This window comes from Corallococcus sp. AB030, assembly GCF_003668965.1.
In the GTDB taxonomy this organism is placed as follows: domain Bacteria; phylum Myxococcota; class Myxococcia; order Myxococcales; family Myxococcaceae; genus Corallococcus; species Corallococcus exiguus.
On sequence record NZ_RAWQ01000118.1, the window covers coordinates 23,699 to 32,338 of the forward strand.

7 protein-coding genes are annotated in these 8,640 nt (G+C 69.7%); 6 read left to right on the forward strand and 1 reads right to left on the reverse strand.

The annotated features are described in order from the left end of the window. Positions 1–72 precede the first annotated feature (72 nt). On the forward strand, positions 73–1,230 hold the full coding sequence (locus D7Y15_RS25695; RefSeq protein WP_306466105.1) for a protein kinase: 1,158 nt from the start codon (positions 73–75) through the stop codon (positions 1,228–1,230). A 15-nt stretch (positions 1,231–1,245) separates the two neighbouring features. Here D7Y15_RS25695 and D7Y15_RS25700 read toward each other — a convergent pair whose 3' ends face one another. Then, positions 1,246–1,605 (reverse strand): helix-turn-helix transcriptional regulator, encoded by a 360-nt coding sequence (locus tag D7Y15_RS25700; protein ID WP_120580726.1) that lies wholly within the window; start codon positions 1,603–1,605, stop codon positions 1,246–1,248. Positions 1,606–1,802: 197 nt separating this feature from the next. Here D7Y15_RS25700 and D7Y15_RS25705 point away from each other — a divergent pair, with 197 nt between their 5' ends. The 5 genes from D7Y15_RS25705 to D7Y15_RS25725 form a co-directional block, all read left to right on the forward strand. Beyond that, on the forward strand, positions 1,803–3,650 hold the full coding sequence (locus D7Y15_RS25705; RefSeq protein ID WP_120580725.1) for a serine/threonine-protein kinase: 1,848 nt from the start codon (positions 1,803–1,805) through the stop codon (positions 3,648–3,650). A 26-nt stretch (positions 3,651–3,676) separates the two neighbouring features. Then, positions 3,677–4,588 (forward strand): DUF2381 family protein, encoded by a 912-nt coding sequence (locus D7Y15_RS25710; protein ID WP_121754225.1) that lies wholly within the window; start codon positions 3,677–3,679, stop codon positions 4,586–4,588. Positions 4,589–4,696: 108 nt separating this feature from the next. After that, positions 4,697–5,131 carry a hypothetical protein gene (locus D7Y15_RS25715; RefSeq protein ID WP_121754226.1) on the forward strand — a complete coding sequence of 145 codons (435 nt, stop codon included), beginning with the start codon at positions 4,697–4,699 and terminating at the stop codon, positions 5,129–5,131. 139 nt (positions 5,132–5,270) lie between these two features. Further along, a complete protein-coding gene (locus tag D7Y15_RS25720) occupies positions 5,271–7,688 on the forward strand; it encodes a PAS domain S-box protein (protein ID WP_158629109.1) in 2,418 nt (805 codons plus the stop codon). A gap of 286 nt (positions 7,689–7,974) precedes the next feature. Next, a partial coding sequence (locus tag D7Y15_RS25725) for a hypothetical protein (protein ID WP_121754228.1) occupies positions 7,975–8,640 on the forward strand: 666 nt, incomplete at its 3' end.

Genomic DNA, 8,640 nt, shown 5'->3' on the forward strand with positions numbered 1-8,640 from the left:
ATGGACTTTAAAAGTCAAATCCACTCAAGTTCCTGGGAGGCGCCGCGCTTTTCTTCCGCCTCCCGAGGAGCCATGCCCGACACGACGACCAACGACCTGGCGCGCACGGAAGCCTCGCCGCGTCGCAGGCAACTTCCGCCGACGCCGGACAGGCCCCAGCACCTCTTCACCATCGACGGCATCCGCTACGAAGCCGTCCGCGAGTTGGTGCGGATGCAGACGGGCGAGGTGCTGATGCTGGCGCAACGCTTCCCAGCGAGAGGGAACGAGTTGCCCGGCTTCTGCTTCGTCCGGAAGCTGGCGAACCCCTCCACGTACATTCAGCGCACGCGCTTGGGAGAGGAGCTTCAACTGGCGTTCCGCGTGCGCCACCCAGCCATCGCCCAGGTCTTCCACCGCAAGGTGCACCAGGGCGCGCTGCATGTCGTCATGGAGTCCGTGGACGGCCCCTCGCTGGAGACGCTGGTGAGCGCGGGCGTAGCGCGCGGACGACGCGTCTCCGAGTCCTTCGCCCTCTATGTCGGCGCGGAGATCGCGGAGGCGCTGCACCACGCGCACACCCTGACGGACACGGACGGCCAGTCGCTGGGCGTCATCCACCGCGACGTCAACCCCCGCCACGTCTACGTGGGGACACAGGGCGAGGTGAAGCTGACGAACTTCGGCGCGGCGTACTCGCTGGTGGTGGGACGCGAGGAGTCACCCGCAAACCTCGTGCGTGGAGATGTGGCCTACGCTTCGCCGGAATACCTGGGGCGGCAGCCGCTTTCGCCGCGCTCCGACGTCTTCAGCCTGGGCGTGCTGCTGGTGGAGCTCTTCACCGGCAAGCACCTCTTCGACGTGGAGGACGTGCCACGCCCGCCCAGGCGCCTGGCCTACCTCTATTCGGAAATCCTTCCCTCCCTGCCGCTGACACAGATGCAGGTGCTGCTGGCGAGCTTCGGTCCGAAGGACGTCGAGGAGGCCGTGGGCTCACTCTCCCCGGACGTGAAGGCGATGCTGCATGTCGCGCTGCGCGCCAACCCGAGGAGCGGTTCGCCACGGCGGCGGACATGCGGGATGCCATGCGAATCGCCCTGGCAAGGCGGCACCCGGGCTATGGCCGCCAGGAGGCCGCGGTGGAGTGGGCCCGGGTACTGGCGGAGGGCAGCGGCCTTCGCGACGCGGTGGAGTTTGGCGAGAGTGGCCTCTTCCGCGAAGGGCTGGAGCCCCATGAACTGGAGGGCGTGAAGCGGGAGTAATCCGTCAGCGTGCCAGCGCCGAAGCGACGTGAAGAAGGGCGTCCAGCTTCTCTGCGTCCAACTTGCGCGCGAGGTGGAGAAGGCGCCGCAGCTCCGGGGCGTCCTCTTCCTTGGGCTGGGGCTTGTGGCCCTTGCGCACGTCACCTGTCGCGGTGAGGCCCAGGAGTTTCTCAGGGGAGACGCGCAGCTCCCGGCAGAGGCGGTAGAGGGAGGGGACGCTGGGAAGCATCTTCCCGCGCTCCAGACGGTTGTAGACGGGGTGTACCAGTCCAATGCGCTCCGCGACTTCGGCCTGAGTCAGGCCCAGGTGCTGGCGGGCCGCGCGAGCCTCCGTGCCGATGGTGATGCCGAGTTCTTCATTCATGGCGGGGCTCAGCGTAGCCCAGGGCGCGCAGGGATGAATGTTGGAGGTTGGAAGCGCTTGAGTGGACTCCACGAGTCCCCAGCTGGATGCGTCCCAAGGCGTTGGGCCTCCCGGGCTTCTCATGCCTTGGGTAGGGTGCGCGCCCCGCCGGGAGGCCGCCGCATGCGAGAAGGCTGGAAGTCCGAAAGAGGGCAGCCATGATTCGGGGGCCGCCTCCCGCCGTGCTGAATCCGGGGGCCCAGTTGCTGGGCTACACGGTGGAGCACCAGCTGGGGCAGGGAGGCTTCGGGACGGTGTACCTCGCGCGCTGCGAGGGCCAGCGCTTCGCCCTGAAGCTGCTGCACCTGCCGCGCGTGGGCGAGCGGGCGGAGCGCGAAGTCTCCATCCTCACCCGGCTGCGGCACCCCAACGTGGTGAGAATCCTGGGCCACGGCTACTGGCCGGTGGCCCAGCCTCAGTTCGCCGTCATCGTCATGGAGTACGTCGACGGGCGCCAACTGGACGAATGGGCTGACGCGGAGAATCCCACGGCGCGACAGGCGGCGCGCGTGCTGTTGGGCGTGGCGCGGGCGCTCGCCGCCGCCCATGCGGACGGGGTGGTGCACCGGGACGTGAAGGAGGCCAACATCATGGTGCGCGCCTCGGATGGCGTGGCCAAGCTGGTGGACTTCGGCATTGGCGACTACGCGGGCGCGCGTGACTTGACCGCGGACATCCTCCCGCCCGGGACGGTGGACTACCGCGCGCCGGAGGCATGGCGCTTCCTCAGGGCCCATCGCGAGGCGCCGGACGCCCGGTACACGGCGGGCCCGGCGGACGACTTGTGGGCGCTGGGCCTCGTCTTCTACCGGCTGCTGACGGCGCGCTTCCCCTTCGATGGCGAGGATGCCGCCAGCTTGACGGAGGCGATTCTCGGGAGCGCGCCCATGCCGCCGCACAAGGAGAATGAGCGCGTGCCCCGGGCGCTGGGCGACGTGTGCCTGCGGCTCTTGGAGAAGACGCCCGAGGCGCGCACGCCGAGCGCCCGGCAGCTTTGCGAGTCCCTGGAGGAGGCGCTGCGTGGCGCGGACGCGGCGTGGGACGTGCCGCTCTGCGACGCCTATGCCGAGGACTCCGCGACGACGGAGGGGGAGGACCTCGACAGCTTCGAGCAGTGGCGGAACGAACCCCGGCACCGTCCGCGCCGGGGCCAACGCCTTCCCCTGAAAGTGGCGCCAGTTGGGGACGCGAATGCCGCGGCGAACGTGTCGCCGCATCCCGCGACGACCGTACATGTTGCGCCTGTGAAGCGCGGAGCCTTCCGTGCCTGGATGGCGCTCGTCCTGGTGCTCGTCCTGGCAGGGGCGGCGTGGGGACTTGGGACGTCACGCATCGCGAGGCTGGCCCACACCCGTCAGGAAGTAGCGCCCCCTGGCAAGTCGCCTCAAGCTGGCCGCGCCGCTGCTCCAACCGGGCCGGAGGCCACCGCCGCGGCCGTCGCTCTCCCCGCGACGCTCCAGGAGGACTCAGCCACCGTGACGACGCGACCGGAAGACACCCTGCCCCCTCAGCTCCCCTCGAAGCCCGCGAAGAAGGGCATGAGTGTCATGACCCGCGCGGCGAGCACGGCGGCGGCTTGTGCGGCGCTCGCGTGCCCCGGGTCGCAGGTACGTCCGCCTCCGCCGCCAGAGCCGTGTCCGGTGGGGGCAGTGAAGGCCATGGAGAAGCTGAACATTCCCCTGGGCCGCAAAGCCTACGCGGTCTTCATCATCGACGATCCGAAGGTCATCTCCGTGCGGGAGGGGCCGACGGAATTGATCCTGGCTGGCCCTTGGAAGGACATGCCGAGCAACACGGTGCTGTCTGGCCGGCTCATCGTGAGGGATCGCGTGTATGGGCGCCTGACCTGGGCAACGACGCCGAAGGGCGACAGTTTTCCCGTGTGCATGGAGGTCCTCGCGGAGGACAGTGTCCGAGGCATGGCCCGAAAGCCTGGAGACGACTCACCCTCCAGTGCCCGTATCTTCACGAGCGCTCAAGTGAGAGCGGTGAGCGAGTTCGAGTAGCGGGATTCCCCGGGAGCCATCGCCGAGTGTCTTCTTCTTCTTTCGCCGTGCTCCTTGGACTCCTGCTCGCGAGTGGAGCGTCGGCCGACCCATCGGAAGCCGGTGCTTCCTTGCCGGGCGTGCGCCGGATCGAGTTGGCTCCCGATGACGCTTCCTCCACCCACGAAATCGCAATCAGCGCTCAGCTTTCGACAACGTTCCTCTTCGACTCCGACTTGAAGCGCGGCGAAGTCGAACTGGAGAGCCGGGACCGCTTTTCTCTCGTGGATGCAGGGCAGGCCACATTGCGGCTGGTGCCTTCAGCACGTTTGACTGCTGGAGAGAGGCTGCGTCTGTTCGTGCGCTTCCGGGATGGGGCTGCGCCAGCAAGCGCCTCATTCCTTCTTCGAGTGCATCCCGCGACGGCGGAACCTCTCATTGAGGTCTATCGCGGCATGCGGACAATCGAGACGTACCAGCAAGAAATCCGGGAGGTTCGTGCGGGGTTGACGCGCTGCCAGGGCGAAGTCGTACGACTGGTGGCCGAACAGAATGCTCCGGGCGGGCTGGCAGGTCTCGTCTTCTCCGGCGCGCTGGACGAGCATGGAGTGACCGGACGACTCGTGACCGAGGCTGTCGCTCGTGCGGCTGGAAACGCGCTTAAGGCAACCTCCGTCAAGAGTTATCGGTCCGCGACGGGGGTTGCTGTCGAGATCAATTTGACGGTGATGGCGGGCGCTCCTCCATGGGTCGCGAAGGGGGCAACGCTTCGAGGCAAGACCGGGGCGGAGTTGAAGGTGCTTCGGCTCTGGCAGCAACGGCCCATCCCGACAGGTGAGTTCGGGCTCGTCGTGGTGGAGGCCGACGCTTCAACGGCGGCCCAGGGAGCCTTCTCCCTGAAGCTGTGGGAGGAAGACGGGCCGCGTACGATCACACTCGACAACGTGATGTTCCCATAGGGAGCCCACTGGTGATTCCTCGCCGCCCCTGACGGCGGGTGCCACCGCCACATCTCCCGCTGGTGACTGGGGCGCGTTCAAGGCCTTCGAGGGAAAGGACTGGCTGCCATGACGCTGCGTGGATTGCGCGCGCTCGGACTCGGGCTCCTGGGTCTTGGGCTGAGTGGGTGCGGCCTGCTCGGCTACCACAAGCTCCCTGTGGCTCCTCGTGCGCCTGAAGAAGAAGCGGCTCGGGTTCACTTCCCGGAGTCCTTCGACAATGCCACCCATCTTTCAGGGCCCATGCTGGAGGCCCTGAGCCTGGCACTGAACGACTTCCTTCCACCGGGTCGGAAGGTCCAGACCAATGCACGCGATCCGCGCATCGCGGAGTGTCTGTCACGCCGCGACACCTACGAGACGCGTGTGCTCCGCTCCGAGGAGGGATTGTTCTTCATCTCCTTCATTCCGGATCTGTCGCGCTGCGGCCTGGATGCGGAGATCCTGGATGGAGGCGCGGTCTATTGCGTGGATGCGCAGGGCCGCATCGTCACCGTGCGCTGAAGCCGCCTGACCGCTGCCCAGGCAAGGAGGCAGGGGCCGAACATCCCGCCCCTGCCCATGCGAGCCCGGCCGCCGCACCTCAAGAACATTCATGTCTTCGTCGGGTCCACAGGAGCACGGCCCTTCATCCGAAGAGCCCATGCCCACGAGGGGCCGGTCCCCTGCGTCCCTGGCCGAGCTGCTGAACACCGAACGCGAGGCGCTCCTGGAGGACTGGTGCGCCCGGGTGTCGCCTCTCTTCACCACCCTGCGCCTGTCACAAGAGCAGCTCGTTGACGCCCTGCCCGCCCTGCTCGATGAGCTCCACACCGCGCTCGTGGACGCGGAGGAGGACGCGGACGGCCTCCCCCCGCTCCACCACAGCGAGGCCGCTGGAGCACACGGCCGGCAGCGCCTGCGCCTGGGCGCGGACGTGTCCCTCGTCACGCGCGAATACGCCCTCCTGCGCGACTGCATCCTGTCGCGCGCCGAGCGCGCCGACGTGGACGTGCCGCTGCATCAACTGCGCGTGCTTGGCGCCAGCATCGACAACGCGCTGGCCCAGGCCGTCATCCCGTTCGCGTTCGACAGCGCCGAGCGTCGCCACATCGAGGTCGAGGAGCGCGAGCGCTTCTTCCAGCTGTCCCCGGACATGTTCTGCGTCGCGGGCCTGGACGGGTACTTCAAGCGCGTGAACACGTACTTCGTCAGCGTGCTCGGGTGGAGCGAAGCGGAGCTCTACCAGCACCCCTTCATGGACCTCATCCACCCCGATGACCGGGCGTCCACCCAGGAGGAGATGCGCAAGCTGGCCCACGGCATCCCCACCCTGCGCTTCCAGAACCGCTTCCGCACCCGCGACGGCCGCTACCGGTGGCTCGCGTGGGCCTCCCGCCCCGCGCCCGAGCTGGGCCTCATCTACGCCGCCGCGCGCGACATCACCGAACAGAAGACCGTGGCCCAGGAGCGCGAACAACTGCTGGAGGTCGTGCGCGACAGCGAGGCCCGCTTCCGCAACATGGCGGACCACGCCCCCGTCATGCTCTGGGTGACGGACGTGCAAGGCGCCACGACGTACATGAACCGGGGCTGGTACGCCTTCACCGGCCAGACCGAGGCCACGGGTCTGGGCTTCGGCTGGTTCGACGCCATCCACCCCGACGACCTGGAGCGCACGCAGCGGACCTTCACGGAGTCCAACGCCGCCCGCCAGCCCTTCCGCCTGGACTACCGCCTGCGCGGCACGGACGGACACTACCGGTGGGCCGTGGACACCGGCTCGCCCCGCTTCGACGCGGACGGACACTTCCTGGGCTACATCGGCAGCGTCATCGACATCTCCGACCGCAAGCAGGCGGAGGTGGACCGCGAGGCCCTGCTCGCCCGCGAGAGCGCCGCGCGCCGCGAGGCCGAAGAGGCCAACCAGCTCAAGGACGAGTTCCTCGCCACCATCAGCCATGAGCTGCGCACGCCCCTCACGGCCATCCTCGGCTGGGTGCAGCTCCTGCGCACCGGCACCCTGCCCGCCCCCCGCCAGGAGCGCGCGCTGGAGACCATCGAGCGCAACGCGCGCGCGCAGGGACAGCTCATCGAGGACCTGCTCGACGTCAGCCGCATCGTGTCCGGCAAGCTCAAACTGGACGTGTCGCCCGTGGACCTGTCCGCGGTGGTGCAGCAGGCGCTCGAGTCCGTGCAGCCAGCGGCGGACGCGCGCCGCATCGAGGTAAGGGCCACGGTGGACACCACCAGCAGCGTCATGGGCGATCCGCACCGGCTCCAGCAGGTGGTGTGGAACCTGCTGTCCAACGCGGTGAAGTTCACGCCCAAGGGCGGCCACGTGCGGCTGGTGGTGTCGCGGCGCGACTCCATCGTGGAGCTCACCGTGGAGGACACCGGCCAGGGCATCTCCGAGGCCTTCCTCTCCCACGTCTTCGAGCGCTTCCGCCAGGCCGACGGCGGCAGCACGCGCAAGACGGGCGGGCTGGGACTGGGGCTGGCCATCGTTCGGCACATCGTGGAGATGCACGGCGGCACCGTCTCCGCCGCCAGCGACGGCGAGGGACGGGGCGCCACCTTCACCGTGCGGCTGCCCCTGTCCGTCACGCAGCGGCGCGACCCCGCCATGCCGCCGTCGCCGAAACCTCCCGCGGCGGAGCGGATGCCCTCGCCCCCGCCGGAGCTGGGCGGCGTGCGGGTGCTCGTGGTGGATGACGAGGAGGACGCGCGCGAGCTGCTGCGCACGCTCCTGGAGGACAGCGGCGCCCGGGTGGTGACCGCGGGCTCCGCGCTGGAGGGACTCCAGGTGCTCCAGGCGGAGCATCCGGACGTGCTCGTCTCCGACATCGGCATGCCGGTCACGGACGGCTACGGCTTCATCGAGCGCGTGCGCGCGCTGTCCGCCGAGAAGGGCGGCCACACCCCGGCGGTGGCCATCACCGCCTATGCCCGCTCGGAGGACCGCACCCGCGTGCTGCGCGCCGGCTTCCAGAGCCACGTGCCCAAGCCGGTGGAGCCCGGGGAGCTGCTCGCCGTCATCGCCTCGCTCGCGGACCGGTACCCCGCGCTTCCGAAGGCGTGACGGCCGTCCCCCGAGGAACGCCCGCCGCTGACGAACACGACCTCGCGGCCCAGGCCGGTCCGACTGTCGGACAGGTTCGTGCGGCGCGGCGCTGACGGGGTGCCCCCGCATGGGGCTCCGCATCCACACCGAAGGCCTCGCAGCCACTGGACGCGCGCGGCGCTCAAGGCCGTTCAGCCCGCGGCCCGCGTAGGACGCCGGACACGGCGCCACGCATCCTCCTGGCCATCGGGCCGGGGCAGGGCTTACCTTTCCCCCAATGCGTCCGCCGCCCGGACAACTGGCGATGTTCGACGCCCCGGCGCCCGGGCGTGAACCGGAGCGTTCGCGGCTGCCCTCGCGCGAGGACGCGCTGCCCCGGGCCGCGGACCTGGCCCGGCGCGTGTCCGCCCTGCTGGGCCAGCCCGTGCACCTGCGCCTCACGGACAACCGCGCCACCCTGGTGAGCTACCGCCGCCTCCCCGAAGGCGTGCGCCTGCGCCTGCACCACCTCTTCCTGGACGCACCCGACACCGTGGTGCGCACCCTGGCCCTCTACGTGTCCGGCGACACCGCCGCCGGCGAGGTGCTGGAGGCCTTCAGCCACGCCCACCACGGCCAGGTGCGCCGGGAGCGCAGGCCCGGCGCCCCGCTGCGCACTCGCGGCCGCTGCTTCGACCTCAAGGCCGTCCACGCCCGGCTGGACGCGGCTTACTTCGACGGGCGCGTGCACGCCGTGGAGGTGGGCTGGGCCCGCCGCCCCGCCCGCCGCACCCGCCGCACCATCCACCTGGGCGGCTACGACGCTCGCCTGCGCGAGGTGCGCGTCCACCCCGCGCTGGACCGCCCCTCCGTGCCCGCCTTCGTCGTGGACTTCATCGTCTTCCACGCCCTGCTGCACGCGGACCTCGCCGCCACCGACGCCGGCCCCGACGCCCACGACGACGCTGGCCGCTGCGCCGCGGAACACACC

Bases quoted from the DNA above. Each gene is read 5' to 3' on its own strand.
- D7Y15_RS25695 (WP_306466105.1), top strand. From the start codon at position 73: ATGCCCGACACGACGACCAACGACCTGGCGCGCACGGAAGCCTCGCCG.
- D7Y15_RS25700 (WP_120580726.1), bottom strand. From the start codon at position 1,605: ATGAATGAAGAACTCGGCATCACCATCGGCACGGAGGCTCGCGCGGCC.
- D7Y15_RS25705 (WP_120580725.1), top strand. From the start codon at position 1,803: ATGATTCGGGGGCCGCCTCCCGCCGTGCTGAATCCGGGGGCCCAGTTG.
- D7Y15_RS25715 (WP_121754226.1), top strand. From the start codon at position 4,697: ATGACGCTGCGTGGATTGCGCGCGCTCGGACTCGGGCTCCTGGGTCTT.
- D7Y15_RS25720 (WP_158629109.1), top strand. From the start codon at position 5,271: ATGCCCACGAGGGGCCGGTCCCCTGCGTCCCTGGCCGAGCTGCTGAAC.